Below are 24,740 nucleotides of genomic sequence, written 5' to 3'. Positions count from 1 at the left end.
GGCGTTTTTCAGATGAACCGATAGTACGCGAACCGATAGTACGGATGTTACCCGACTCCCTGCGCCGCCGGAGAATCCTGCGCCTCGCTCTGCCGATCATCGCTGCCATGGTCACCCAGAGCCTGATCAATCTGATCGATGCGGCCCTGGTCGGCTCGCTCGGCGAGGTGCCGCTGGCCGGCGTGGGCATCGGCGGCTACGCCATGTTCCTGATCACCGCGCTGGTGTTCGGGCTTTCGTCGGGGGTGCAGGCACAGACCGCCTGGCGGCACGGCGAGCAGGCCTGGCACCTGCGTGCCCTGCCGCTCAATGCCGGCCTTGCGATTGCCCTGCTGGTGTCGCTGCCCGTTACCCTGCTCTGCCTGTGGCAGGCGCCGTGGCTGCTGGGGTGGCTCAACCCCAGCGCCGAGGTCACCGAGGTCGCGGTGGAGTACTTCCGCTGGCGAGTGATGTCGCTCGCCGCCGTGGCGATGATCTTCTGCTTTCGTGGCTATTGGAACGGCATCCAGCAGAGTGGCTACTACCTGCGCATCATGCTGGTGATGCACGTCGTCAACGTGCTCGCCAGCCTCTGTCTGATCTTCGGCTACCTGGGAATGCCCGCCATGGGGGCGGCGGGAGCCGGCGCGGGAACCACCCTTTCGCTGCTCGCCGGGCTTGGCCTTTGGGCCTGGGTCAGCGCCCGTCACGCCGTCTCCTGCGGTTTCATGAGGCAACTGCCGGAGCGCCCTACGCTACTGACGACCCTGCGCCTGGCCACGCCGCACTCCTTTCAGCAGCTCTGGTTCGCTGCCGGCTATGCCGTGTTGTTCTGGATCCTGGGCCGGATCGATACCGCCAGCGTGGCGGTGGGCCATGTGCTGGTGAATCTGTCGCTGCTGCTGATCCTGCCCGGCGTGGGCCTGGGCATGGCCGCGATGAGCCTGGTGGGCCAGTCGCTTGGCGAACAGGCTCATGGCGAGGCGCATCGCTGGGGTTGGGACGTGGTGCGCCTGGCCTGGCTATGCCTGGCGTCGCTGGCATTGCCCATGACGCTGTGGCCCGAGCATGTCCTGAGGCTGTTCCTGTACGATCCTGAGCTGATCGCCCTGGCCCGGCTGCCGCTGCAGTTGACTGCCGTGATGATCGTGCTGGATGCCGCTGCCCTGGTTCTGGGGCAGGCGCTGCTGGGTGCCGGGGCCAACCGTACCGTGATGACCACTACCCTTACCTTGCAGTGGCTGGTCTTCCTGCCTCTGGCCTGGTGGGTCGGCGTGACCATGGAGCAGGGCCTGCTGGGCATCTGGTGGGTGCAGCTCGGCTATCGCTGCCTGAATTCACTGTGGTTTGCCGCGATCTGGCAGCGTCGTCAGTGGCTTCGGCTGCAGTTTTGAGCAGGCAGCATGCCCCTTGACGCTTTATATGTCTTTACGTATAAAAAATATGAATATTTATTCTTTCATAGAATATCGCAGGGGCGTTATGGTGCCCCCTGACGCTTCGCCAATCCCCTAGCAGCAGGACCGGCTGAATGTACCGCTACGACACCCATGATCAGACACTGGTCAATGAACGCGTCGCCCAGTTTCGCGAGCAGATGAACCGTTACCTGGCCGGCCGCATCAGCGACGAGGAATTTCTGCCGCTGCGCGTGCAGAACGGCCTCTACGTCCAGCGATACGCACCCATGCTGCGTATTGCCATCCCCTACGGCATGCTGGCCTCCTACCAGCTGCGCAAGCTGGGCGATCTGGCTCGCGACTACGATCGCGGCTACGGACACTTCACCACCCGTACCAACCTGCAGCTGAACTGGCCGAAGCTGGAGACGGTGCCGGACATGCTGGCCGAGCTGGCCAGCGTGCAGATGCATGCCATCCAGACCAGCGGCAACGACATTCGCAATACCTCTACCGACCAGTTCGCCGGCATTGCCGAGGACGAAGAGGTCGATCCGCGCCCGTGGTGCGAGCTGATCCGCCAGTGGTCGACCTTCCATCCCGAATTCACCTACCTGCCGCGCAAGTTCAAGATCGCGGTGACGGGTGCCGCCGAGGATCGTGCCGCCATCCAGGTGCATGACGTGGGCCTGCGCCTATGGCGCGACGAACACGGCGACGTTCGCGTCAAGGTGCTGGCCGGTGGCGGTCTCGGTCGTACGCCGATGATCGGCGAGGTGGTGCGTGAGGACCTGCCCTGGCAGCACCTGCTGACCTATCTCGAGGCCCTGGTGCGCGTCTACAACCAGTTCGGCCGCCGCGACAACAAGTTCAAGGCGCGCATCAAGATTCTGGTCAAGGCGCTGGGCGTCGAGGAGTTCCGCCGTCGGGTGGACGCCGAATGGGCGCATCTGAAGGATGGGCCGCAGACCTTGACCCGCGAAGCCGTCGAGGCGATGCAGTCGCATTTCTTCGACCCCGAGCGGCGCACCGTCAGCGACGGGGCAATTGCCGAGTTCGAGCGCCTGCGCGGCGAGAACCGGGCCTTTGCCCGCTTCGTGACCAATAACGTGCATGGGCACAAGGTGCCGGGCTACAAGGCGGTGACGCTGTCACTCAAGCGCAAGAACCACTCGCCCGGTGACCTGACCTGGGAGCAGATGCATCAGGTGGCCGGCCTGGCCGACGAGTTCAGCTACGGTGAGATCCGCGTGACCCACGAGCAGAACCTGGTGCTTGCCGACGTGGCGGTGGATCGCCTCGAGGAACTTTGGCACCGGTTGGGCGAGCTCGGGTTGGCCAACCCCACCGTGGGCACTCTCGCCGACCTGATCTGCTGCCCGGGCGGTGACTATTGCGCCCTGGCCAACGCCAAGTCCATCCCGGTGGCCCAGGCCATTCAGGAGCGCTTCGAGGATATCGACTACCTCTATGACCTGGGGCCGCTGGATCTCAACATTTCCGGCTGCATGAACGCCTGCGGACATCACCACGTCGGCCATATCGGCATCCTCGGCGTCGACAAGAAGGGCGAGGAGTGGTATCAGATCTCGCTCGGCGGTGCTCAGGGCAACGAATCATCGCTGGGCAAGATTCTCGGCCCTTCGTTCGACCGCGAAAGCGTGCCCGAGGTGATCGACAAGGTGCTGCAAGTCTATGTCGGTGAGCGTGTCGAGGGCGAAACCTTCATCGAAACCTATCGCCGTATCGGCCTCAAGCCTTTCAAGGAGCGGGTATATGCCTGATCAGAACGTCTCCGTGCGCCCCTTCATTCGTGGCGGCAAGCCGGCCGAAGACCGCTGGGTGCTGATTCGCGAAGAGGACGCCGCGCTGCCCGCCTCTCCGGCCATCGTGCCGTTGGCGCGCTGGCAGGAGCTGAAAGGAAGCCAGGAGCTGGCGCCCTGGTTGGGCAGCGACACCGAGCTGACGCCGGAACTGGCCGACGAGCTGGCTTCTGCCCCGCTGATCGCCATCGACTTCCCCAAGTTCACCGACGGCCGTGGCTACAGTCTCGCGCGCCTGCTGCGTGAGCGCTACGGCTACGATGGCGAGATTCGTGCCATCGGCGACGTGCTGGTCGATCAAGCCTTCTTCCTCACCCGCTGCGGCTTCGATGCCCTGTCGCTGCGCGAAGACCAGTGGCTGGAAGACGCCCTGCAGGCCCTCAACGCCTTCAGCCGCGCCTATCAGCCGGCCGTCGATGTCGATGAGCCGCTGTTCCGCCGGCGCATGCGCGAAGCGGTAAAGCACACTGAGCCAGCGTTGGCATAAAGCCCCCTTGGTGTAACCACGAAGCCGGCCGCGTGCCGGCTTCGTGGTGCAGGGGCAGCGTCAGCCGCGTCGCTTCTGCTGCCGCTCGCGGTTGTCCGCCCTCGCCCGCTCGCTCTTGCGCAGCATCACCCAGGTGGCGCCCAGACCGCCGTCGGCCTGCTGGGCGGAGGCGAACGCCTGTACCTCATCGAACTGGGCCAGCCACTTGGCCAGGTAGGAGCGCAGCACGTTGGCCGGGCTGTCGGGCTGCTGCCCCCGGCCGTGTACGATCAGCAGCGAACGCAGGTCGTGGGCATAGGCTTCGCGGATGAAGGGCGGCAGTACCCGCCGGCACTCGGCCAGCGGGCGCCGCAGCAGATGCAGGCGTGACTGGGCGGGATAGCCGCCGTGGCGCAGGCGGTCGACGACGCCCTGCTGGATGCCGTCGCGGCGAAACGCGACGGGATCGAACGGTGGAAGCAGCTCGACGAAATCGTCCGACAGGAAGCTGTCCTCGGCGAGTTCGGCCTGGGCGCTTTCGCGTCGTGCCAACTGGGCCTCCGTGGGCCGGCGTCGTCGCTGGCCCGGATCGGCTCGGTTGGTGCGCCGGCGTAGCGGCTTTACATCTCCCATCAACGCCCTGAAGTCCTGATCCTCGTGTGCCGACTGGGCCATGGGCATCCTCCGCGGTGGTCGAGCCATGCTTCGCATCCTAACAGAGCGTCGAGCCGAGGGAGAACCGGACAGCCTCGCCTCTGCCGTGTCAGGATAGATCCCATCACGAACGCAAGGAGCGTGTATGCGCCTGTCCCATGCCGTTATCGTGGCACTGGTAACCCCATTGGCCGTGCTCGGCTGGCTATGGCTGACCCTGCTCAGCCCCTTCAGCTACGATCGTCCCGACCATCTCCCCCCGATCGAGGAAGGCGAGCATGCCGTCTTCGTCTACGGCACACTGCGCTTCGCCCCTATACGCTGGGTGGTGATGGGCCGTGCGGGAGAGACCCAGGCGGCCGTGCTCGAAGGCTTTCGCCGCGAGGGGCTCGATCTGGCCGAGGCGCCGGGCGAGCGGGTACCGGGTGAAATCGTGGTGGTCGACGCCGATGAGCTGGAGCGCCTGGATCGCTACGAGCGCCTGGGGATACGCTATCGACGCGTGCCCATGCGCCTGGCGGATGGCCGCATGGCATGGGTCTACCGCCGCCTGAGCGAGGTATCGCACCCCGCCGGCGCCGGCGCAACCGACTGATCGGCGCGGAAGTTTCGAGTGGCTGCGGTTGTGGCCTGGGTGACGCCCCTTCTACAATATGGACCAACCTTCCAAGGATCGAGGAGTCGCGCATGGCCATCACGCTCTATCACAACCCCCGCTGCTCCAAGTCGCGCCAGGCGCTGGCGCTGCTGGAGGAGCACGGCGCCGAGGTGACCGTGCGGCGCTACCTCGACGAGCCGCTGAACGAGGAAGAGCTGCGCGATCTGATGTCGCGCCTGGACGCCGACGGCGAGCGCCTGGTGCGCACCCAGGAGGCGGAGTGGCAGGAAGTCGACGATACCGACCTGCAGGATCAGGAGCAGGTGATCGCCGCCCTCCTTCGCTTTCCCAAGCTGCTGGAGCGTCCGATTGCCGACGACGGCAAGCGCGCCGTGATCGGTCGCCCGCCGGAGGACGTGCTCGCCCTGCTCCATGCCCACGACTGATCGCCTGCCCACTCGAATCGGAGCCACGATGCGCGACTCCCTGCCCTATGTGTTGATCCTCTATTATTCCCGGCATGGCGCCACGCGCAGCATGGCCGAGCAGCTGGCCGCCGGCGTCGAGTCCTGCCCCGGCATCGAGGCACGGCTGCGTACCGTGCCGCCCGTTTCACCCACCTGCGAGGCCGTCGACCCCGAGATCCCCGCCGAGGGGGCCGTCTATGCCGACCTGGAGGACCTGCGTCACTGCGCCGGCCTGGCGCTGGGCAGCCCGACCCGCTTCGGCAACATGGCCGCGCCGCTGAAGTATTTCATCGATTCCACCAGCGCCCTGTGGCTCAACGGCGTGCTGGTGGACAAGCCGGCGACGGCGTTCACCTCCACTTCCAGCCTGCACGGTGGTCAGGAAACCACGCTGATCTCCATGCTGCTGCCGCTGTTGCACCACGGCATGGTCTATGCCGGCCTGCCCTACAGCGAGACCGACCTGATGACCACTACCGTCGGTGGCACTCCCTACGGGGCCAGCCATCTGGCCGGGCAGCGTAGCGACCAGCCGTTGGCCGATGCCGAGCGGCGGCTGGTGCGTGCCCAGGGGGAGCGTCTGGGGCGCCTGGCCCTGGCGCTCGGGCACCTGAGGGAAAAAGCTTCATGAGGCGCTGGGTCGAGGGACTCGAGACTCGCCATGGCCTGGACATGCTCACCGAGCGCAGTCGCCAGTTGGTCCTCACCAGCTATGTATTGCTGTTGGTCCTGCTGGTCTGGAGCGGCCTGGCGATGCAGGCCGGGACCCATCCGCTGACGCCGATCCTGATCCGCGCGCTGCCGTTGATCCTGTTCCTGCCTTCGATCCTGGGAAAGCGCGCCAGGGGCCATGCCTGGCTGGCCTTCGTCAGCCTGCTGTACTTCGTTCAAGGCGTGATGGTGGCCACGCTGCCCGGGCAGGGGGCGCTCGGCGTTGCCGAGGCCCTGGTCGCCCTGGCGCTGTTCACCGGCTGCATGTTCTACGCCCGCTTTCGCAGTCGTCAGATCAAGGCGGCGCGCGACGCGTGAAACGCGGGCTACCGGCACGGTCCGGATGACGAAAACATGATAACGGTCAAGCCGCGGGGTGTTGTGCTGACGTCTCTCAGCGGCGACCATGAACAGAAAGACGAGGAGTACGCCATGACACGCAACATCGCCGACATACGGCGCGACTACGAGGGTGGCAGGCTCGAGGAAGGCATGGTGCCCGCGGCGCCCATGGTACTGTTCGATGAGTGGTTGACGCTGGCACTGGAAGTCGAGGGTGAGGATGGCAACGTGATGACGCTGGCTACCGTCGACAGCCAGGGGCTACCTCACGCGCGCATCGTGCTGATCAAGGGCTACGATGAGCGTGGCGTGGTGTTCTACACCAACTACCACAGTCACAAGGGCAGCGAGCTGAGCAACGTGCCGCATGCCGCGCTGGTGTTCTGGTGGCCTTCCCTGGGGCGGCAGGTGCGCATCGAAGGTCGTGTCGAACTGGTTTCCGACGAGGAGTCGGACGCCTACTTCAACAGTCGCCCCCGTGCCAGCCAGCTCGGCGCCTGGGTGGCGACCCAGAGCGTGGTGATCCCCGACCGGCACTGGATCGAGGAGCGTCAACACCGCTTCGAGCAGGCCTACGAGGGGCAGGAGATCCCGCGCCCCGTGCATTGGGGCGGCTACCGTGTGGTGCCCGACATGATCGAGTTCTGGCAGGGGCAGCCGAGCCGGCTTCACGATCGCATTCGCTACGAGTATCGGGACGAGAGCTGGCACTCCTTCCGCCTGGCGCCCTGAGGTCCCGCCCCAACGGCAGGCGCCGACGCTGAGGTCGGCGCCGAATGGCGTCAGTCCGGCAGGCTTTCCAGCCGGTGCCGCTGCCATTCGCTCTCCGGCTCGTTGAGGCGCAGTACCGCATCCACGACTTGCTCTTCCATGTTGTAGCGGCAACGGAAGCCGAGATGCTTCATCAGCGCTCGCATGGGGTGGTTGTCGACCATGATCTTGCCGATCATCTCCAGCGTACCCACGCTCTTGCAGTAGGCGATCATCTTCTTCATCAGCAGGCTGCCGAGCCCCTGCCCGGCCATATCGTCACGCACGATGATGGAGAATTCGGTGCGGATGTTGTCGGGGTCGTTCCACACCCGTACCACGCCGAGCATCTCCTTGCCGCCATCCTCCTTCTGGTGCTCGGCGATGAAGGCCATCTGGCGGTCATAGTTGATGTGCGACAGCATCGACAGGTCGCGCTGGCTGAGGTCGGACTTGTTGTGGAAGTAGCGGAAGCGAATGCTCTCCTCCGACAGCTGGCTGTGAAAGCTGGTGATCAGCGGGGCGTCCTCGGCGCGGATGGGGCGCACCTCGACGCGCATGCCGTTGTTAAGCGTCACCCACTCCCGCAGCTCCTCCGGGTACGGCATGATGGCGAAGCGTGCCGGGGGGCCGAGGTCGAGGGCGAAATCCACCGCCAGCATGCCGTCGCGATTGAGCAGCAGGGGGTTGAGCTCCAGCCCGCGCAGCTCGAGCAGGTCCGACGCCATCTGCGACAGCTTGACCAGTAGCTGGCACAGCCGCTGGAGGTCGCGCTCGGGTTCACCGGAGTGTTCGCGAATCAGCCTCGCAGCATGGGTTCGCCCCACCACGTCGGCGGCGAGGGTCATGTTGAGCGGCGGTAGCGCGACCTGCCGGTCGGCCAGGATATTGACCTTGTAGCCACCGATGCCGAACACGATCAGCGGCCCGAACACCGGATCGCGGGTGATGCCGGCGCAGAGCTGCATCGACTGCTTGCCGCGTTGCATGGGCTGCAGGCAGTACTCGCGTATCTTCACCGGGGGGAATTTCTCGTGCACCTTCTCGCCCAGCCGGGTGAGGCCCTCGGCGACCTGGCTCGGCTCATGGAGGTCCTGCAGCAGCCCCGCCGAGATGCGGTGCGGATGCTTGCGATAGCGAAACGGGCGGCAGTTGCCATCGTGAATCACCTTCAACGCCCAGGGACCCTCGAGTTCCTCGGCTGCCGCCGCGGCTTCCTCGGGCGTGTGCACGTAGCGGCTGGGGGCCACGGGGATGCCGTAGGCCTCGAGCACCTGGGCGGTCTCGGCGTGGGACAGGGTCTCGCGCCCCTCTGCCCTGGCCTGCTCGATCAGGGTATGGCAACGGGCGCGAATGTCCGTGGTGGTGCTGAATGGCAGGCTCGGTGGCGTCTCCTGCAGCAGCGCCTGGACGCGCTGGTAATCGACCATGTGCATGAACGCCTTGACCGCTTTTTCCGGCGAGACATAGGTGGGGATGCCCGCCATGCTGCATTCGTGGCGGGCATAGAGGGCGCCCTCCAGCCCCATCCAACTGGTCAGCAGGTTGCGCCTGAAGCGCTTGCGATTGGCGATGAGTGCCTGGGCGGTGGTCTTTGACGGGGCCAGCCGCGTGGGAGCGTGTACCACCAGTACGGCGTCCACGCCGGGGTCCGCGGCGACGATCTCCAGCGCCGCGACGAAGCGCTCCGGCGTGGCATCGCCCCCCAGGTCCACCGGGTTCTCGCCGGGCTTGCTCATGTCGAACTCACCCTCGCGCAGCGCTTGGCGCGTCTCCGCGCTGAAGCTCGCCAGGGCGCCTCCCGCGCTGATCAGCTTGTCGATGGCCAGCATGGCCGGTCCCAGCCCGTTGGAGACGATGGCCAGGCGATCGCCCTTGAGCGGGCGCATCTGCGACAGGGTCATCAGCGCATCGAACAGTTCGTCGGAATCGTTGACCCGCACCACGCCGGCACGCGAGAAGGCGGCTTCGAAGACCACGTCGCGATTGGCGATGCCCGGGGTCGGCGGCATGCCGGAGAGATCGGACTGCGGCGTTCGGCCGCTCTTGATCGCCAGCACCAGGCGATGGCGCGAGGCATCGCGCAGCGCGGTCATGAAATGCAGGGAATCCTGGATGCGCTCCAGGTGGAGCAGGATGGCCTGGGTCGGCGCGTACTGGTTGATGTAGTCGATCAGATCGGGAAGCATCACGTCGACGCTGTCGCCCACCGTGATCAGGTGCGAGAAACCGATGCCGCGGCCTGCCGCCCAGTCGATCATGGCGTTGCCGAGCATGCCCGATTGCCCGAGGTAGGCGACCTTGCCCGGCTTTACCGGCTGGCTGGAGTAGGAGGCGTTGATGCGTCGGCCCGGCACGATCAGTCCCATGCACTCCGGCCCCAGCACGCGGATACCCGATTCGCGCGCCGCCGACAGCATGCGCTCGCGGATCGAGCCGCGGCCTTCCTCCGGGTCGTCGAGATGTGCGCCGCCGGAGAGCACCAGGGCCGCCTTCACGCCGATCCGCCCCAGCCGGGAAATCACCTTGGGCAGGGTCGCCGCGGGCGTGCAGACCACGGCAAGATCGGGCGTTTCGGGCAGCTCGCTCACCCGCGAGACGCACGGCCGGTCGAAAACCGTCTCGTAGCCCTTGCGGTTGACGGCCCACACTGCCCCGGGGAAGCCGGCCTCCTGCAGGTTGCGAATCACGATGCCGCCGATGGAGTGGGGCTTTTCCGAGGCGCCAATGACCGCGATGGTACGAGGTTCGAAGAAGTGGCGCAGGAATCGGGTGCTCAAGACGTCACCTCAGCAGAGCAGTGGATGCCTCCTTGTGTACGACTTATTGACACTGTTGTGCAAGGGCTTGCGCGCATTAAGGTGACTTCAGTCACTCTGGAGTTCCATATGATCACGGCGTTCATCTCGCACCCGGACTGCGACCTTCACCATATGGGCCCGGAGCACCCCGAAAGCCCCCTGCGCCTCGAGGCCATCCGCGCCCGTCTGGCCCTCAGCGGCCTGCTGCAGCAGACCATGCAATCGGAGGCGCGACCCGCCAGCGAAGAGGAACTCGCCCGGGTGCATCCGCTGCGTCACCTCCAAGCGCTCGACAAGTGTGTTCCCGAGTCGGGCATCGTCAGCCTGGACGGTGACACGCTGATGAATCCGGACAGCCTGGACGCCGCCCGCGTGGCCGCGGGCGCGGTGATCCGCGGCGTCGACCAGGTCTATCGCGGCCAGGCCGACAACGTGTTCTGTGCCGTGCGCCCCCCCGGCCACCACGCCGAGGCCACCGATGCCATGGGCTTCTGCTTCTACAACAACGTCGCCGTCGGCGCGGCTCACGCCCGCGCCCGCTACGGGGCGCGGCGCATTGCGATCCTCGACTTCGATGTGCACCAGTGCAACGGCACCATCGATATCTTCAAGGACGACCCGGATGTCCTGATCTGCTCCAGCTTCCAGTTCCCCTTCTACCCCTGGCGCTACCTGCGCAGCGAGTGGCAGAACGTGGTGAACACGCCGCTGGAGGCCGGCACCGGCAGCGCCGCCTTCCGCCGCGCGATCGAGGACGACTGGTTGCCGGCGTTGCACGCCTTCAAGCCCGAGCTGGTGCTGGTTTCGGCCGGCTTCGACGCGCATCGCGACGACCCCTTGGCGGAATTGTGCCTGGAGGACGAGGATTACTACTGGGTCACTCGCCTGGCCCTGGATGTCGCCGCGCTGTATGCCGAGGGGCGCCTGGTGTCGGTGCTCGAGGGCGGCTACGACCTGGATTCGCTGGGGCGCAGCGCCGAGGCCCACCTCAAGGCCCTGCTAGGCTTGCCCTTCGAGACCTGAGCCGCCCGGCTGTGTCGGGAACGCGCATGGGGGTGGCGCCATGCGACCGGTGCAAGCGGCACATCTGTGGTACGCTTCGGGAAACTCTGTTTCCGATAGTGAACTCATTCATGCCCGCCAACACCGACCAGCAGGCCGCGCTACGCATCGCCTCGGGACGCAAACCCTTCGTCGAACCGTTGCGCCTCGGCGAACGACTCAAGGAAATCCGCCTGGCCAACCAGTGGACCCTGGAGGACGTCAGCCAGCGCACCGGCCTGGCCCGCTCCACCCTGTCCAAGATCGAGAACGACCAGATCTCGCCGACGTTCACCGCCGTACAGAAACTGATCAACGGCCTGGGCATCGACCTGCCGCAGTTGCTCACGCCGCCCAAGGTGCAGCCGCGCACCATGGGGCGCCGCGATCTGACCCGACAGGGCGAAGGGCAGCGCCACCCGACGCCTACCTACGAGCACGAGCTGCTCAGCTGTGAGCTGGCCCAGAAGCGCATGATTCCGTTCAAGACCATCGTCCGCGCACGCAGCTTCGACGAGTTCAACGAGTGGGTGCGCCATGACGGCGAGGAGTTTCTGATGGTGCTGGAGGGCGAGATCCAGCTCTACACCGAGTTCTACGAGCCGCTGCTGCTGTCGCGCGGCGACAGCATCTACTTCGACAGCGACATGGGCCATGCACTGGTCTCGGTCAGCGACGACGATGCGGTGGTGCTCTCGGTCTGCACCCGCGGCGATACGACCTGAGCGGTAGACGTCAGGCCCGCCGCCATTTGTTATCCTGAGGCGACCTGAACCAGGAGCCAACGTCATGCAGCATCTCGACGACGCCACACGCACCCAGCTGGAGGCGGCCGCCTTCCGTCGCCTGCTCCAGCATCTGGATGCCAACAAGGACGTGCAGAACATCGACCTGATGATTCTCGCCGACTTCTGCCGCAACTGTCTTTCCAAGTGGCTGGTGGCCGCCGCCGACGAACAGGGCGCCGAGCTCGACTATGAGGCCGCGCGCGAGTACGTCTACGGCATGCCCTACGCCGAGTGGAAGGTGAAGTACCAGCAGGAGGCCACGCCGGAGCAGCAGGCCGCCTTCGAGGCGCGTCAGGCCCGCAAGCGGGAACCCCGGTCATGAGCGAGGCGATGATCCCGCTCAGCATCGCGGTTCTGACCATCTCCGATACCCGCGACTTCAACAGCGACCGCAGTGGCGCCCTGCTCGCCGAGCGGCTCGCCGAGGCCGGGCATCGCCTGGCCGACCGCCGCATCGTCATCGACGACGTCTACCGCATTCGTGCCGTGGTCTCCGAGTGGATCGCAGACCCTGGGATCCAGGTGATCCTCACCACCGGCGGGACCGGCTTCACCGGCCGCGACTCCACGCCCGAAGCGGTGGCGGTACTGCTCGACAAGCGCATCGAGGGCTTCGGCGAGCAGTTCCGCCAGCTCTCCTGGCAGGAGATCGGCAGCTCGACTATCCAGAGCCGCTGTCTCGGTGGCCTGGCCAACGCCACCGCGATCTTCTGCCTGCCGGGCTCGAGCGGCGCCTGTCGCACGGCCTGGGATGGGCTGCTGCTCGAACAGCTCGACAGCCGCCACAAACCGTGCAACTTCGCCAACCTGGTCATCCCCGAACGAGGCCAGCATGTCTGAGCTACAGTCCGTCGAGGCGGCGCTTGCCGCCCTGTTGAAGGAGGTCTCCCCCGTCGAGGCGGAGACCGTTTCCTGCGAACTGGCCGGGCGTCGCGTGCTGGCCGAAGAGGTCATCGCCCGCCTCGACGTGCCACCGTTCGACAACAGCGCCATGGACGGCTATGCCCTGCACCACGAGGACGCCGGCAAGCGGTTGCCCATCGCCCAGCGCATCGCCGCGGGAAGCGAGCCGCAGCCGCTGGAGCGGGGCAGCTGCGCACGCATCTTCACCGGCGCCCCGCTCCCCCCCGGCGCCGACTGCGTGGTGATGCAGGAGAAGGTCGAATTCGCTGGTGACGTCGTGGCGATACCAGGCCAGGTGCCTGCGAACAATAACGTGCGCCACCGCGGCAGCGACGTCGCCGCCGGCGCGGTGCTGCTCGAGGCCGGCCATCGCCTGGATGCCGCCGCGCTGGGGCATCTGGCGAGCCAAGGCATCGTCGAGGTCGCGGTACGCCGTCGCCCCCGCGTCGCCCTGCTCGCCAGCGGCGACGAGATCGTCGAGCCGGGCCGGCCGCTTCTCCCGGGTCAGATCTACAACAGCAACCGCCCCATGCTGAAGGAGCTGCTGGAAAGTTTCGGCGCCGAGGTCACCTTCATTGCCTCGATGCCCGACGATGCCGCCGGCACCCGCGCCATGCTGGCACTGGCTGCCGAGCAGGTCGATGTGGTGGTGAGCACCGGTGGTGTTAGCGTCGGCGAGGAAGATCACGTCAAGTCCGCCATCGAGGCGATCGGTCGGCTCGACCTGTGGCGCCTGGCGCTCAAGCCCGGCAAGCCGCTGGCACTGGGCAGGCTTGCCGCCAGCGACGGGCGCGAGGTGCGCTTCGTTGGCCTGCCCGGCAATCCCGTCTCCGGTTTCGTCGCCGCCTGGCTCTTCCTGCGCCCCTTGATGGGCGCCCTGCTCGACTGCCCCGGCCTTGCCAGTCTGCCCAGGCTCAGCGCACGCGCCGACTTTGCCACTCGCACTGGGCCACGGCGGCACTACATGCGGGTCAGCCTGGGCATGAGCGAGCACGGCATCACGGCCCATGCCTTCGCGGATCAGGGCTCGGCGGTGCTCTCCTCCTGTGTGAGAGCCGATGCGCTGGCCGCGATCCCGGCCGATTCACGTATCGAAGTGGGCGACACGGTCGAGTGCCTGTGGCTTAGGGGCGGCTGAGGCGTTCGCTGCCGGGGGCTACTTCGAGCGCCATCGCCACTGCCGGCCACAGCCGGCGGAAGTCGTACTCCAGGGCGACGTAGTCCTCCTCCAACCAGGGCACCAGTGCCGCCAGGCGGTTCGGGCCGGAGAGGCGCTGGCCGATCCCGCGCACCGCATCGCAGGTAAAGGCGAAGTCGGCGTAGCGGTGCAGCCAGTCCTGGGCGACCAGGGCCGGAATCATCCGCTCCAGGCGCGCCGGCGCAGGTCGGTGACTCAGCACCCGGTAGCTGCGCTGGACCAGGCGAGACGGCCGCTGATCCAGCGCGAGTTCCTGTGCCACGAAATGGTCCCACACCAGATCGAGGGCGATCCCTGCGTAGCGCCGATACTCTGGGGGCGCACGTCGGCGGGCCGCGAGCACCACCGGGTGCGCGTCGACGAAGGCGTCGACGCGACGGTGGTGGCGAATACCGTTGGCCACTTCGGCGGGCCAGGCGGTGAGGTCGCGGCCCTTCACGCCGTCGGCGATCAGGTTGCCGTAGAGGAAGTCGTCGCTGCCGCCGCGGGCAAGCCAGGCATGGGCCAGGAAGTTCATGTTGCTGCCGTCAGAGACAGTTGGCGGGCTTCGGCAGCCCGGCAAGGCGTGCCGCCACCTTGGCGGGGCTGTCGGGAAAGAGTTTCATCAGGTGCAACGAGCGCCCCTTCTCCGGTCCCAGCGACTGGTTCACCGCCTTGACCAGCGGGCGCATGGCCGGCGCTGCTTCATAGCGCTCATAGAAGCGGCGCAGCACCTCGATCACCTCCCAGTGCTCCGTCGTCAGCTCGCGCCCCTCCTCGGCGGCCAGGGCTTCGGCCACGGCCGGGGTCCAGGCCGAGAGGTCGACAAGATAGCCCTCGGGGTCGAGGGCGATGCGCTCGTCGCCGACCTGCAGGTAACGATCGATCTCGGAGGAAGCCATCAGAACCAGCTCACTGTCTTGTCGGCCTCTTCGGTCAGGGTGACGAAGCCATCCACGTCGACGACCTGGACGCTGGCATCGCACTGGCCCTCGAGACCGCGCGCGCTGAGATCCTCGCGCAGCGCGAAAAGGCGCCCGTCGATCGCCTGGAAGTGGCGAACCTGCGCCGTCATGGCGCCCAGCACGCCGTCCTCGATCAGCAGCAGTCGATCCGTGCCCCCCATCGCAGCGAGCGCGTCGCGGTAGACCAGGCTCGAACTGGGCGGTCGATTGAGAATATGCAGGATCATGGGCGTCCTCGTTCCGGCGTCAAGGTCATCAGAATGTCAGGACCAGCCGATGCCCGGCAATCATTGGCGGGAGCGAGCCGGCGTCGACTGCCGTGGCAGGGAGCTGCAGATCCTGCTGGGCAAGCCCGAAGCGCTCGAGCGCCTCCGGATCGAAGTGGACCGACTCGATATCGTACATGGCCAGCATATCGAGGGTCGCTGCAGTGCCCTTCTGGCCGAGCGGGCCGCCCTGCTGCCCCTTGGCCAGGGCCAGCACGCCGTCGCCCTGGAACAGCAGGGTTACCGACTGACCGAAGGCGGCGGCCACCAGCGCGGCGTCGAGGCCTTCGCGCAGCCAACTGCTGCCATGCGGTGCATGCCGCAGGATGACCAGCACGTCTCCGGTGACCGGGGGGCATGTTGGCATCGTTGGTTCTCCTCAGGGGGCGAAGGTCACCAGCCGGTCGACCGAGTGCCCCAGATCGACCAGTTGGCCAAGCCCCGTCAGCTCGAAGGGAGGTTCGACGCTGTGCCCCGACTTGCCATGCCGATCGGCTTCGCGCGAATCGAGCAGCCCGCGGCGCAAGGCGGCGGCGATACAGACCTGTAGCCGGGTAGCGTGCTCGGCATGGAGTGAGCACCAGGCATCGTGAAGATGCGGTTCGTCCTGGGGCGGTGCGGCAAGGCGAGAGGCATTGTAGACCCCATCATGGTAGAAGAAGACGCTTTCCACCCGATGTCCTCTGGCGATCAGCGCCATGGCAAAACGTAGCGCAGAGTGGGATGCCTGGCTGCTGTAGGGCGCTCCCTCGACGAGTAGACCATAGCGCATGGGCTGTTCCTGTCTTCGTAAACACGCAGGCCCCGCAGTGGCGGGGCCTGGCAACCGTTGACCGCTGGCTTCAGTCGTTGCTCATGATGCCGAGCAGAGACAGCAGGCTGACGAAGAGGTTGTAGATCGAGACGTACAGGGTGATGGTGGCGAGGATGTAATTGGTCTCGCCGGCGCGATGTACGATTTCGCTGGTCTGGAAGAGGATGGCGGCCGAGGCGAACAGCACGAAGCCAGCCGACACCATCAGCATCAGGGTGGGGATTTGAAAGACCAGGCCCGCCACCATGGCCAGGATCAGCACGATGGCACCGGCCATCAGGAAGTTGCCCAGGAAACTGAAATCCTTCTTCGTGATCAGCGCCACCGCGGAGAGACCGATGAAAGTCAACCCGGTCATGGCCAGGGCGTTCATGATCAGCGCGGCCCCGTTGGGCAGCGCCAGGTAGGCACTGAGAATCGGGCCGAGGGTAAAGCCCATGAAGCCGGTGAAGGCGAAGGTCGCCAGCAGGCCGGCGGCCGAGTTGGCGGTCTTGTGCACCAGGAACATCAAGCCGTATGCGCCGATGAAGAAGACCAGGATGTTCATCCGCTCGACGCCCATGGCCATGGCGGCACCCGCTGTGATGGCGGAGAACAGCAGCGTCATCGCCAGCAGCGCATAGGTATTGCGCAGCACCTTGCTGGCACTGACGGCCTGCGACGAGTGCTGTGCCACATGTGTGTCGTGATAGGCCATTGATCCAGAGCTCCCTGTGATTGATCTTGGTTGATCTCTGCAGTGGACCAAGGATGCCGTTGCTTGGTTCCCGACGCAAGTCCTTAGTTCTGCAAGACTCAACGCCTCTTCATCGAAACTCCGCGACTGTCAGCAGCTCGAGCGCGACCTGGCGTGCGCTGGCGCACAGTTCGGCATCCTCCCTGAGCTGTACCGCATCCAGCCAGCGGGCATCGCTCGCGTCGTCACCTGCCATCGCGCGCCCTCCCGTCCAGCGGCATTCCACTACCACGATGACGAAGTGGCTGAGCAAGCGACCCGCCTCATCGCACTGGATCTGATCGATGGCGGTCAGCACGCGCTGCGCTTCGGCGTCGACACCGGTCTCCTCGCACAACTCGCGCACGGCGGCCTCGAACAGCGTCTCGCCCGGCTCGACGCGCCCTCCCGGCAGCGCGAGCATATCGGCATTGGGTGGGTGACGCCGGCGAACCATCAACACCTTGCCCCGATCCACCACGGCTGCCGCAACCGCCGGGGCCGGCCTCACCTTCATCGTGTCATCTCCGGCCACCTTCGCCCTCCCCTCGATGCACTTTGCTGAATCCCACTTGACCTTATGAACGTAACTGGTAATATTCGCCCCCGTGAGCCGGAGGGATGGCAGAGCGGTTGAATGCACCGGTCTTGAAAACCGGCAAGGGTTAACGCCCTTCCAGGGTTCGAATCCCTGTCCCTCCGCCACCTTGATTCTTTAAAAAACCCCTGCCGAGTCAGGGGTTTTTTATTGACTAATGTCTAGTCCCAAACCCCCTCTACCCCTTCCGGATAACTGTTGCACCGCAACAGGGCATGATAAAATTCAGGCGCTTTTTTCACCTCTCCCTGAAAACCTTAACAAACAGGATTACCCTCCATGCCAACTGGTTGCTGTTCACAAACCAGGCTACGGAAATCGCTCCGTTGGCCGAGTGCCCTATTGCTTGCTTTCGGCATCCTGCTGTTCAGCCCTGCCGCTCTGGCGGTGACTGGCAGCCTTGATCTGACCGATTCGACCGTCGGTTATGTGGCTGTCGCCATCTTCGTGCTCGCCTATGCGCTGGTGATGGGCGAAGAAAAATTGCACATGCGCAAGTCCAAGCCGGTGCTGGTGGCGGCCGGTCTGATCTGGGTCATGATCGGCTGGGTCTACGTGCAGTCTGGCATGCCCACCGAGGCCGAGCACGCCTTTCGCGAGACACTGCTCGAATTCGCCGAGCTGATGCTGTTCCTGCTGGTGGCGATGACCTACATCAATGCCATGGACGAGCGGCGCGTCTTCGATGCCCTGCGCTCCTGGATGATTCGCAAGGGGTTCAGCTACAAGCAGCTGTTCTGGCTGACCGGCTCCCTCTCCTTCATCATCTCGCCCATCGCCGACAACCTCACGACGGCCATGCTGATGTGTGCTGTCGTCACCAAAGTGGCCGAGGGTGACAAGCGCTTCATCAACCTGGCCTGCATCAACATCGTCGTGGCCGCCAATGCCGGCGGTGCCTTCAGCCCCTTCGGCGATATCACCACCCTGATGGTCTGGCAGGCGGGAATTGTCCAGTTCTACGAATTCTTCACCTTGCTGGTGCCTTCGCTGGTGAATTTCCTCATCCCGGCCGTGCTGATGACCTTCTTCATCAACAACCGCAAGCCGGAAGGCGTCTATGAGGATGTCTGGCTCAAGCGTGGCGCGCGCCGCATCATTCTGCTGTTCCTGCTGACCATCACGACCGCCGTGGCCTGCCATACCCTGCTGCACCTGCCGCCGGTGCTGGGGATGATGACCGGTCTTGGCTACCTGCAGTTCTTCGGTTACTTCCTGCGCATGACGCTGCCGCGTTCGCTGGAGAAGAAGCGCATCCGCTATACCCGTCGCGGTGACGAGCGCAAGCTGCGTCAGTTGGGCAGCGTGGTTCCCTTCGATGTCTTCAACCGCGTGGCACGCGCGGAGTGGGATACCCTGCTGTTCTTCTACGGCGTGGTAGTCGCCGTCGGCGGTCTCGGCTTCCTGGGCTATCTCGGCCTGCTTTCCGAGGCGCTCTACGCGGGCTGGGACGCCACCTGGGCCAATATCGTGCTGGGTGTGGTTTCCGCCGTGGTCGACAACATCCCGGTGATGTTTGCCGTGCTCACCATGGAGCCCGACATGTCGCACGGACATTGGCTGCTGATCACCCTGACGGCCGGTGTCGGCGGCAGCCTGCTGTCGATCGGCTCCGCCGCCGGCGTCGCGCTGATGGGCCAGGCGCGCGGCAGCTATACCTTCCTTGGGCACTTGCGCTGGGCACCCGCCATTGCAGTGGGCTATGCCGCCAGCGTGGCCGCCCACCTCTGGCTCAACGCGGCGAGTTTTGCCATCTCCGGTTGAACGTCCCACGCCTTATCCATGCGCCCGGCTTCGGCCGGGCGCTTTGCTTGGCCGCTCATCTGCCCAGCATCACCACGCCGGCCGGGGCGAAGAAGATGACATAGCCGATGACCATTCCCACGCTTGCGCCCTGCCGGCTGTGGATACGTCCCAGCAGCGCGCCGAAGAAGGCCAGCAGCGTCGGCACCAGCATGCCGCCAAAGGCCAGGAAGAGGTCATGGTTGGCATCGGGGGGCCAGCCCAGGATCACGAACAGGAAAGTGCCGATCGCGTGACCTGCTACCAGCACGAACCACTGTCGATGCGAAAGCAACATCGCAAGCTCCCGTCAACTTCTTTTAGCGTACCCACATACTAGCGAAGGGAGGCAGGTTCTTGCGAAGAGTGCAGGCTTGCCGTACCAGGGCAGCGGCGCTGCCCTGGCAATGAGTGACGTCAGAAGATGAGCATCAGCAGGCCAATGACCACGGCCAGCCCGATGAGAAAGATAATGCCGACGGTACTTGCCAGAAACTTGAGCATGCCGCTCTCCTTGCGGGAGTGAAGTGCGCCTTATTCGACCTCACCGACGCCCTTGGTGACATCGGCCATGCTCTCGTATTCCTGTTCCGGCAAACGCCGAACGACCTCCATGACCTCGTCCTCCGCGCCATTGGCCTGGGCCTGAGCGATCAGGTCATCGCGCCGGGCGGGAAAATCCACGCCCTGCAGATGGTGCGTGATGTTGGCAGGTGAGCGACCTCCGAGTCCTCGAGTCATGACTACCTCCGTCAAATCCTGTTGAACGTGATGGTATCGAGGAAGATAGCTGCCCTCGACGGGGGCGACAAGCGAGGCGGCCGACACCGCTCCCTGCCAGGCTGCAGGACAATCGCGGTGTCATCAGGCTGCACGGCGGGCAGTCAATAGAGGCGCAGGCCGACGCGAGTCACACGGTTGCCGTCCATCTCGCTGATGACCCAATGAATGCCATGCCAGTCGATGTCGTCGCCCACTACGGGGTGGCCGCCCACGCGCAGTGAAACGAACTCGGCGAGCGTCATCTCGCTCTCCCCGGGGCTGAGGGTCAGGCCGTAGACTCCGGCGATGTCCTTCATCAACGCATCGCCGTCGAAGGTGAAGGTGCCGAAGAAGGCGCGCTCGCGCTTGAGCTTGGCATCCCCACTGAAGAGCCGATTGAGGGCCGGCAGATCCTCGCTGCGCCCGATGACGCAGATGACGTCGCCGGGCTTGAGTCGGGTGCTGCCCTTGGGATGCAGCATGGCATGCTGACGGAAGAGTGCCGAGATCACCGCGCCGGAGGGGAAGCGCAGCAGGCGAATGGGGACATCGTCGAGGTCCTGGTTGTCCACCTTATAGACGAACATCTCGTAGTCGTTCTCGGGCAGGATCCCTAGCGGTCCACGGTGGTCCGGGGTGACTCCCAGGGGAACCTCCACCTTCGTCCAGCGCGCCATCAACGGCAAGGTGCCGCCCTGGATCAACAGCGACAACAGCACCACGGCGAATGCGACGTTGAAATAGAGCGCGGCATTCTCCACCCCGCCGATGACGGGGAAGATGGCGAGCACGATGGGGACCGCCCCGCGCAATCCCACCCACGAGATGAAGCCGATCTCACGCCAGCGAAAGCGGAAGAAGGGCTTCACCGTGAGCAGCACCGCCAGCGGTCGGGCGACGAAGATCAAGGCCAGGGCCACCAGCGCGGCCGGCAAGGCGAACTCGAGCAGCCCGGATGGATTGACCAGCAGGCCCAGGATCAAGAACAGGCCGATCTGGCTCAGCCATGCCAGGCCGTCATGTACGGGAAGGATGAAGTTGAGGTGACGCCCCGGCTGGTTACCGATCATCAGCCCGGTCAGGTAGATCGCCAGGAAGCCGCTTCCGCCGAGAAAACTGGTGGCACCGAAGACACAGAAGCCCAGGCCCAGGGCCAGCAGCGAGTACAGCCCGGGGGCGAGATCGAGCCAACGCAGCAACTTGGCGCTCAGCCAGCCGCCGCCCAGGCCGATCAACGTGGCGAGACCGAACTGCAGCACCATGAACATCGCGGTCTCGAGCGGGCCGCGGATGTCGCCCACCAACAGTTCGACCAGCAGCAGGGTCAGGAAGATGGCCATCGGATCGTTGGTGCCGGATTCGATCTCGAGCGTGGCACTGACGCGCTCGTTGAGATGGACGCCACGCCCGCTGAGCATCGAGAACACCGCCGCGGCGTCCGTCGAGCCGACGATGGCTCCCACCAGCAGCCCCTGGACCAGGGTGAGGTCGAACACCCACATGGCGAATACCCCCACCACGCCGCTGGTGACGAACACGCCGAGCGTGGCCAGCGACAGCGCGGGCTTGAAGCCGACACGAAAGGTCTTGAGGCGGGTGCGCAGCCCGCCATCCAGCAGGATCATGGCCAACGCAAGGTGACCAATCAGAAACGCCAGCGAGTAGTCGTCGAACTGGATGCCAAGGATCCCCTCCTCGCCCGCCAGCATCCCCAGGCCCAGGAAGATCAACAGCAAGGGCAGCCCCACCATGGAAGAGATACGACTGGCCACGACGCTGAGGGCGATCAGAAAGCCGGAAAGCAGGAAAAGCGTATTGATGGTGTCCATGCATGACCTCGAGCCGGGATGCCCCATTATGCCACGAGTGCCCAGGCGGGGCAGGCGCTGCCTCGGCTAGCCATGACTGGCACGACAACGATAAACTAACTGCTTACCGACGCTTACGAATTGCCTGGAGACGTCCATCCATGGCCAAGCCCCATCGACGCTGCATGGCTCGCGCCCTGGCTGGAACGATCGCAATCCTGGCCGTATCGCTTTCCCTTCAGCTCGTGGCCGATGCCGACCGGGAAGCCGCCCTGCCAGCCCCTCCGCTCGAGCTTGAGCTCGAGAGCATCGTCAAGGTTCCTCCCGAGCTGCGCGACACGGAGACCCTGGCGCCAAGCGAAGCTGCGGCAGTGGTCGAGGTGCCTCCGGCGGTCGAGGGCCGGGGTGTCCTCGCGCCACTGCTGGAGGACGAGCCATCCGGCCAGCAGGAGCCTCGGGCCGAGCCTGCCGCGGAGGTGCCCTCGATGGTCAGTGTGCCTGCCGAACCGATCGTGCCACCGCCTACGACCCGCCTCACCGTCACCCTGGACTGGTACCTCAACCCCCAGCATGCCGCCCTGCTCGTGGCACGTGAACGAGGCATGTTTGCACGCCGCGGGCTGGATGTGGCGCTGATCGCGCCAGCGGATCCCAGCGTGCCTGCCAAGCTGCTGGCGGCGGGACGCACCGACCTGGCACTCGGGCGCCAACCTCAACTGCACCTGCTGGTCGACAAGGGGATGCCGGTGGTGCGCGTGGCCACGCTGATCGCGGCTCCCGTTTCCGGCCTGCTAGTGAGCGATGCGCTCGGAAGCGACAGCGGTGAGATCCCTCTCGAGGGGCTGCGCATCGGTGTCACCGACGGCGACGGCCGTGATGTGGTGCTGGCCAGCATGCTCACGGAGCTGCTGGGCACGGCCATGGGGCTCGAGCTGGTGGAGCTCGAGGAGGTCGGCTACTCTGCCCTGGCGGCCATGCGCGAGCAGCGAGTCGACGGGTTGGTGATGCATCATCGCTTCCTGCTGCCACGACAGCTGGCGGACGAAGGCGTGATGACACGAACGTTGCCGAGCGAGGCGTACGGCTTGCCTGCCCACGATGGACTGATTTTGATGGCCAATCGTGACCGGCTCAATGGCAAGCGTGATGCCGTGCGCCGACTGGTCTCGGCGTTGGAGGAGGCCGCCCTGTGGATTGTCAACCATCCGCATGAGGCCTGGCAGCTGTTGGAGACGGCCGAGCCCGCACTTGCCGACCACACCGGGCGCGACGCCTGGAACGATATCGTTCCTCGCCTTGCGTTGCAGCCTGCGGCCGTGGATCGCGGGCGCTACCTGCGGTTCGAGCAGTTCCTGCTCGAGGCGGGCGTGGTCGAGACCGCAACGCCGCTGGAGCGGCTCGCCGTCGATCTCGGCACGACCGCTCCCTGAGCACCTCAGTCTGGCAATGAATCCAGGAACTCCTCGACCGCCGACTGGAACGCCTCGGGTTGCTCGGCGTGCAACCAGTGGCCAGCCTCCTCGAGGGTCACCAGGCGCGAGTTGGGGAGCACCTCGCGCAGGTTCGCCAGCGCCGTATCCGGGACGTAGTGCGACTTCCCGCCTCGCAGCACCAGCGTCGGCCCCTCGAAGGCGCCCTCACCGGCCGGGGCCTGCATGATGTCGCGATAGCCGGCCTCGATCTGGTCGAGGCCGACTCGCAGCCTCAGCCCGCCATGCTCCCCACGCTCCAGGTTGGTGGCCAGGAACAGCCGAGTGGCACGCTCGGCGACATGTTCGGCCAGCAAGGCGTCGGCCTCACGCCGATTCTCCGGCTTGCCTCGCTCGAGGTGCCGGAGCCCGGCGAAGACGGCGTCGTGGTCATGGCCATAGGCCTGCGGCGCGATATCCGCCACGATCAGTGATGCCACGCGCTCAGGCGCCTGTCGCGCCAGGCTGATGACGACCTTGCCGCCCATGGAGTGGCCGAGCAGGTGCGCCTTGTCGATGCGCAGGCGATCCATCAGGGCCAGCACGTCGGCCGCCATCTCGCGATAGCTCATGCCCTCGGCATGCGGCGAGCGGCCATGGTTGCGCAGGTCGACAGCCACCACCCGTCGGCGAGCCTGCCACTGCCTGACGTGCGAACGCCAGTTGTCGGCGCTGCCCAGCAGGCCGTGGACCACGACCAGCGGCGTGCCCTCTCCTCCGGTGTCGTGGTAGTTGAGTTCGACGCTCATTGCTCCTCCCCGAGGTTGTCTTGGCGATGCATCGTGATTCGGCGATCACAGATGTTGCGGCGCGAGATCCTGCTGTCCGGTGAGCGACACCAGCCTCCGGCTCAGCCATGCCAGCAGCACGCCATACAGCGGCAGGAAGAACAGCAGGCTGATGGCAAGCTTGATCACGTAGTCGGCGGTGGCGATCTCGACCCAGTTCGAGGCCATGAAGGGGTCGGGGCTGCGATGGAACGCCATGGCGAAGAAGGCCGCGGTATCGGCGAGGTTGCCCAGCACGGTGGAAACCGCCGGCGCTATCCACCAGGCGCGCAGGGTGCGCAGGCGGTCGAAGACCTGAACGTCGAGAAGCTGGCCCAGCACGTAGGCCATGAAGCTCGCCAGTGCGATGCGAGCCACGAACAGGTTCCACTCCCCGAGCGCGGCGAAGCCGATGAAGGTGCCGCGGGGAAAGACCACCGAGACGACATAGGAGACGAGTAGCGCGGGGAGCATGACCCGCATGATGATGGCCCGGGCCGGCTCCTTGCCGAACAGCCTCACCGTGAGATCGGTGGCGAGGAAAATGAAGGGAAAACTGAACGCCCCCCAGGTGGTATGAAACCCGAACAGCGTGAAGGGCAACTGCACGAGATAATTGCTGGCCGCGATCACCAGGATATGGAATGACACCAGCAGCAGCAGGCAGCGGCGTTGCTGCGCTTGCGACAGTACGAACATGCATGAATCCTTTTTGGCGGCCTTGGTGTGGCCTGTCGAACGGACGAGGGGTGAGGGAACCCTCGCCGGCACCCGTCGAGAACGGTTACCGGAATGCGGCGGAGATTATACGTGGCAGGTGCGGCGCTGGCCAATGCCGGCGCTGGCAGCTGCGCCGCCCTGCAGGGCGGCGCGATGGGCTGGCCGTGACGGAGG

The 24,740-nt window shown here is 65.5% G+C and carries 29 protein-coding genes and 1 tRNA gene; 16 read left to right on the top strand and 14 right to left on the bottom strand.

Going from position 1 to position 24,740, the window contains the following annotated elements; all coding sequences use genetic code 11:
- Window positions 1-44: 44 nt before the first annotated feature.
- The 3 genes from I4484_RS10890 to I4484_RS10880 all read left to right on the top strand — a co-directional run bounded on the left by I4484_RS10890 (window position 45) and on the right by I4484_RS10880 (window position 3,689).
- Window positions 45-1,373 carry an MATE family efflux transporter gene (locus I4484_RS10890; protein ID WP_197447332.1) on the top strand — a complete coding sequence of 443 codons (1,329 nt, stop codon included), beginning with the start codon at window positions 45-47 and terminating at the stop codon, window positions 1,371-1,373.
- A 137-nt stretch (window positions 1,374-1,510) separates the two neighbouring features.
- Window positions 1,511-3,163, top strand: a complete 1,653-nt coding sequence (locus tag I4484_RS10885) for a nitrite/sulfite reductase (protein ID WP_197447331.1) — start codon at window positions 1,511-1,513, stop codon at window positions 3,161-3,163.
- The gene (locus I4484_RS10880; protein ID WP_197447330.1) at window positions 3,156-3,689 is read left to right on the top strand and encodes a DUF934 domain-containing protein; all 534 of its coding nucleotides are present in this window, start codon (window positions 3,156-3,158) and stop codon (window positions 3,687-3,689) included. The genes I4484_RS10885 and I4484_RS10880 overlap by 8 nt, the downstream gene beginning before the upstream one ends.
- A gap of 60 nt (window positions 3,690-3,749) precedes the next feature.
- Here I4484_RS10880 and smrA read toward each other — a convergent pair whose 3' ends face one another.
- Complete coding sequence (smrA, locus tag I4484_RS10875; RefSeq protein WP_197447329.1) at window positions 3,750-4,343, bottom strand: DNA endonuclease SmrA; 594 nt, start codon at window positions 4,341-4,343, stop codon at window positions 3,750-3,752.
- A 124-nt stretch (window positions 4,344-4,467) separates the two neighbouring features.
- Here smrA and I4484_RS10870 point away from each other — a divergent pair, with 124 nt between their 5' ends.
- From I4484_RS10870 to pdxH, 5 genes are all read left to right on the top strand, one after another.
- Window positions 4,468-4,917, top strand: coding sequence for a gamma-glutamylcyclotransferase family protein (locus tag I4484_RS10870; RefSeq protein WP_197447328.1), 450 nt, complete (start codon window positions 4,468-4,470; stop codon window positions 4,915-4,917).
- A 92-nt stretch (window positions 4,918-5,009) separates the two neighbouring features.
- Complete coding sequence (gene arsC / locus I4484_RS10865) at window positions 5,010-5,366, top strand: arsenate reductase (glutaredoxin) (RefSeq protein ID WP_197447327.1); 357 nt, start codon at window positions 5,010-5,012, stop codon at window positions 5,364-5,366.
- Between the two features lie 28 nt (window positions 5,367-5,394).
- On the top strand, window positions 5,395-6,018 hold the full coding sequence (gene wrbA / locus I4484_RS10860; protein ID WP_197447326.1) for an NAD(P)H:quinone oxidoreductase: 624 nt from the start codon (window positions 5,395-5,397) through the stop codon (window positions 6,016-6,018).
- Complete coding sequence (locus I4484_RS10855) at window positions 6,015-6,416, top strand: DUF2069 domain-containing protein (protein WP_197447325.1); 402 nt, start codon at window positions 6,015-6,017, stop codon at window positions 6,414-6,416. Before wrbA ends, I4484_RS10855 begins: the two co-directional genes overlap by 4 nt.
- Before the next feature lie 114 nt (window positions 6,417-6,530).
- Complete coding sequence (gene pdxH / locus I4484_RS10850; RefSeq protein ID WP_197447324.1) at window positions 6,531-7,172, top strand: pyridoxamine 5'-phosphate oxidase; 642 nt, start codon at window positions 6,531-6,533, stop codon at window positions 7,170-7,172.
- Window positions 7,173-7,222: 50 nt separating this feature from the next.
- On the opposite strand, the gene I4484_RS10845 is transcribed toward pdxH, so the two are convergent.
- Entirely contained in the window at window positions 7,223-9,970 is a 2,748-nt protein-coding gene (locus I4484_RS10845; protein ID WP_197447323.1) for a bifunctional acetate--CoA ligase family protein/GNAT family N-acetyltransferase, read from the bottom strand.
- A 108-nt stretch (window positions 9,971-10,078) separates the two neighbouring features.
- Between I4484_RS10845 and I4484_RS10840 the strand changes: the two genes are divergently transcribed.
- From I4484_RS10840 to glp, 5 genes are all read left to right on the top strand, one after another.
- Complete coding sequence (locus tag I4484_RS10840) at window positions 10,079-11,014, top strand: histone deacetylase family protein (protein WP_197447322.1); 936 nt, start codon at window positions 10,079-10,081, stop codon at window positions 11,012-11,014.
- 110 nt (window positions 11,015-11,124) lie between these two features.
- A complete protein-coding gene (locus tag I4484_RS10835; RefSeq protein ID WP_197447321.1) occupies window positions 11,125-11,757 on the top strand; it encodes a helix-turn-helix domain-containing protein in 633 nt (210 codons plus the stop codon).
- 64 nt (window positions 11,758-11,821) lie between these two features.
- On the top strand, window positions 11,822-12,142 hold the full coding sequence (locus tag I4484_RS10830; protein WP_197447320.1) for a DUF1244 domain-containing protein: 321 nt from the start codon (window positions 11,822-11,824) through the stop codon (window positions 12,140-12,142).
- Window positions 12,139-12,660, top strand: coding sequence for a molybdenum cofactor biosynthesis protein B (gene moaB / locus I4484_RS10825; RefSeq protein WP_197447319.1), 522 nt, complete (start codon window positions 12,139-12,141; stop codon window positions 12,658-12,660). Before I4484_RS10830 ends, moaB begins: the two co-directional genes overlap by 4 nt.
- Complete coding sequence (gene glp / locus I4484_RS10820) at window positions 12,653-13,861, top strand: gephyrin-like molybdotransferase Glp (protein ID WP_197447318.1); 1,209 nt, start codon at window positions 12,653-12,655, stop codon at window positions 13,859-13,861. The genes moaB and glp overlap by 8 nt, the downstream gene beginning before the upstream one ends.
- On the opposite strand, the gene I4484_RS10815 is transcribed toward glp, so the two are convergent.
- From I4484_RS10815 to I4484_RS10785, 7 genes are all read right to left on the bottom strand, one after another.
- On the bottom strand, window positions 13,848-14,438 hold the full coding sequence (locus I4484_RS10815) for an ACP phosphodiesterase (RefSeq protein ID WP_197447317.1): 591 nt from the start codon (window positions 14,436-14,438) through the stop codon (window positions 13,848-13,850). The genes glp and I4484_RS10815 overlap by 14 nt on opposite strands.
- Window positions 14,439-14,448: 10 nt before the next feature.
- Complete coding sequence (locus tag I4484_RS10810; protein ID WP_197447316.1) at window positions 14,449-14,802, bottom strand: TusE/DsrC/DsvC family sulfur relay protein; 354 nt, start codon at window positions 14,800-14,802, stop codon at window positions 14,449-14,451.
- A complete protein-coding gene (gene tusB, locus I4484_RS10805) occupies window positions 14,802-15,092 on the bottom strand; it encodes a sulfurtransferase complex subunit TusB (protein ID WP_197447315.1) in 291 nt (96 codons plus the stop codon). Before tusB ends, I4484_RS10810 begins: the two co-directional genes overlap by 1 nt.
- Before the next feature lie 28 nt (window positions 15,093-15,120).
- The gene (gene tusC / locus I4484_RS10800; protein WP_197447314.1) at window positions 15,121-15,498 is read right to left on the bottom strand and encodes a sulfurtransferase complex subunit TusC; all 378 of its coding nucleotides are present in this window, start codon (window positions 15,496-15,498) and stop codon (window positions 15,121-15,123) included.
- A 12-nt stretch (window positions 15,499-15,510) separates the two neighbouring features.
- Window positions 15,511-15,903 (bottom strand): sulfurtransferase complex subunit TusD, encoded by a 393-nt coding sequence (tusD, locus tag I4484_RS10795; RefSeq protein ID WP_197447313.1) that lies wholly within the window; start codon window positions 15,901-15,903, stop codon window positions 15,511-15,513.
- 70 nt (window positions 15,904-15,973) lie between these two features.
- Entirely contained in the window at window positions 15,974-16,642 is a 669-nt protein-coding gene (locus tag I4484_RS10790; protein WP_197447312.1) for a Bax inhibitor-1/YccA family protein, read from the bottom strand.
- A 109-nt stretch (window positions 16,643-16,751) separates the two neighbouring features.
- A complete protein-coding gene (locus tag I4484_RS10785; protein WP_197447311.1) occupies window positions 16,752-17,177 on the bottom strand; it encodes an NUDIX hydrolase in 426 nt (141 codons plus the stop codon).
- Window positions 17,178-17,275: 98 nt separating this feature from the next.
- Here I4484_RS10785 and I4484_RS10780 point away from each other — a divergent pair.
- A tRNA-Ser gene (locus I4484_RS10780) sits at window positions 17,276-17,365 on the top strand.
- 235 nt (window positions 17,366-17,600) lie between these two features.
- Window positions 17,601-19,022, top strand: a complete 1,422-nt coding sequence (nhaD, locus tag I4484_RS10775; protein WP_234283490.1) for a sodium:proton antiporter NhaD — start codon at window positions 17,601-17,603, stop codon at window positions 19,020-19,022.
- Window positions 19,023-19,077: 55 nt separating this feature from the next.
- Here the strand turns inward: nhaD and I4484_RS10770 are convergent, their stop codons facing one another.
- From I4484_RS10770 to I4484_RS10760, 3 genes are all read right to left on the bottom strand, one after another.
- Entirely contained in the window at window positions 19,078-19,338 is a 261-nt protein-coding gene (locus I4484_RS10770; RefSeq protein WP_197447309.1) for a hypothetical protein, read from the bottom strand.
- A 236-nt stretch (window positions 19,339-19,574) separates the two neighbouring features.
- The gene (locus I4484_RS10765) at window positions 19,575-19,781 is read right to left on the bottom strand and encodes a DUF2795 domain-containing protein (protein ID WP_197447308.1); all 207 of its coding nucleotides are present in this window, start codon (window positions 19,779-19,781) and stop codon (window positions 19,575-19,577) included.
- A gap of 143 nt (window positions 19,782-19,924) precedes the next feature.
- Window positions 19,925-21,631, bottom strand: coding sequence for a potassium/proton antiporter (locus I4484_RS10760; RefSeq protein WP_197447307.1), 1,707 nt, complete (start codon window positions 21,629-21,631; stop codon window positions 19,925-19,927).
- A gap of 140 nt (window positions 21,632-21,771) precedes the next feature.
- Between I4484_RS10760 and I4484_RS10755 the strand changes: the two genes are divergently transcribed.
- Complete coding sequence (locus I4484_RS10755; protein WP_197447306.1) at window positions 21,772-23,040, top strand: ABC transporter substrate-binding protein; 1,269 nt, start codon at window positions 21,772-21,774, stop codon at window positions 23,038-23,040.
- Window positions 23,041-23,045: 5 nt separating this feature from the next.
- Here the strand turns inward: I4484_RS10755 and I4484_RS10750 are convergent, their stop codons facing one another.
- Both I4484_RS10750 and I4484_RS10745 read right to left on the bottom strand, forming a co-directional pair.
- Entirely contained in the window at window positions 23,046-23,828 is a 783-nt protein-coding gene (locus I4484_RS10750) for an alpha/beta fold hydrolase (protein WP_197447305.1), read from the bottom strand.
- A 45-nt stretch (window positions 23,829-23,873) separates the two neighbouring features.
- Entirely contained in the window at window positions 23,874-24,545 is a 672-nt protein-coding gene (locus tag I4484_RS10745) for a 7-cyano-7-deazaguanine/7-aminomethyl-7-deazaguanine transporter (RefSeq protein WP_197447304.1), read from the bottom strand.
- Between the last annotated feature and the right edge of the window lie 195 nt (window positions 24,546-24,740).

This window comes from Halomonas sp. SS10-MC5, assembly GCF_015992245.1.
GTDB lineage: Bacteria > Pseudomonadota > Gammaproteobacteria > Pseudomonadales > Halomonadaceae > Halomonas > Halomonas sulfidoxydans.
The sequence above is the reverse complement of the archived record's forward strand: the minus strand, read 5'-3'. Positions and strand labels throughout refer to the sequence as shown.